The following is a 1104-nucleotide window of genomic DNA, read 5'->3' as shown; positions in this document are numbered from 1 at the left end:
TCTGTTTCGATGTCAACGTTTTATTTAATTTAATTTGAAGTTAATTCAGATTTCATTTTAAAACGTTAAGTTAACTCTTTAGCTCTTATAAAGAGAAGTTAACTTATCAAAACAGCCCTTTGGGTTACCCCTTGGAACTGGAGCGCATTCTAGACATTTCTCGCTGGGCGTCAACCCTTTTTTGTCATAACTTTGAAATAAAGATTTGTTCGAGCAATTAACGTACAACCCGTATTTTTATTGGTCTTTATTGGAATGATTAACTCATTATCCTCTGTCATAATGAAAGGTATCAATAAAGTATCTTTTAGTTAACAAGGTAAATTCTGCAGGTTAATACAAGATACGAAGAGAAGAACTACGTTATTACTATAAATAGATCAAACCGCATCGATCATTTAGTAAAATCCCTGGACAAAAAGAATATCAATTTAATTATTAATTGGTATTTATGACACAGTTTCTGATAGATGAGCTGGCCAGCATGGAATATTTGTCGGTGACTGGATAAATAGTTCCACTATAAAGCTCAGCTTGCAACCAGATGTCTACCGATCTTCCTTCATAATAACTAACAAGTCTCGATTAAGGCGTGGTATTGGTATTTAATTGCTTTTTTGTTATTCAACTGGAGTATTAAGTGTGTATTACGTTATTTATAGAGGACTATTTACGTGAAAGGTACATAAAAGATAGTTTTCTTCATTAAAATTACAGATAAAACACTTTATTCAGTACAACAAAAATCTGAGTCTTTTGCATCAGGCTTCTCTTATTATACACGGAGAATGTCCTACGCTCACATAGCTTTACTCAACATAAGCCACACGACCAACGGCGCACCGGTAATGCTGTGGCGATTTCGGTGAATTTTTGTTTTTTTTCAAATGCCAGACAGCAAAAAGCCCGAGGCTTTTGGATCGGGCTTCTCTTAATATTCGTGGAGAATGTCCTACGCTCACATGGGCTTTACTTCGATATAAGCCACACGACCGTCGGCGCACCGGTAATGCTGTGGCGATTTCGGTCAATTTTTGTTGTTTTTCAAATGCCAGACAGCAAAAAGCCCGACTCTTTCGAATCGGGCTTCTCTTAATAGGCGCC

At 36.6% G+C, this 1104-nt stretch carries 1 protein-coding gene; it reads right to left on the bottom strand.

Translation table 11 applies throughout. From position 1 onward, the window contains the following. Positions 1–809: 809 nt before the first annotated feature. Positions 810–1104, bottom strand: a 295-nt coding sequence (locus H4J52_RS19640) for a hypothetical protein (protein WP_220461064.1), incomplete at its 5' end; no start/stop codon positions are given.

It is taken from the genome of Colwellia sp. MB02u-14 (genome assembly GCF_014076915.1).
Lineage (GTDB): Bacteria > Pseudomonadota > Gammaproteobacteria > Enterobacterales > Alteromonadaceae > Colwellia_A.
This window is presented reverse-complemented; position numbering and strand designations above follow the sequence as displayed.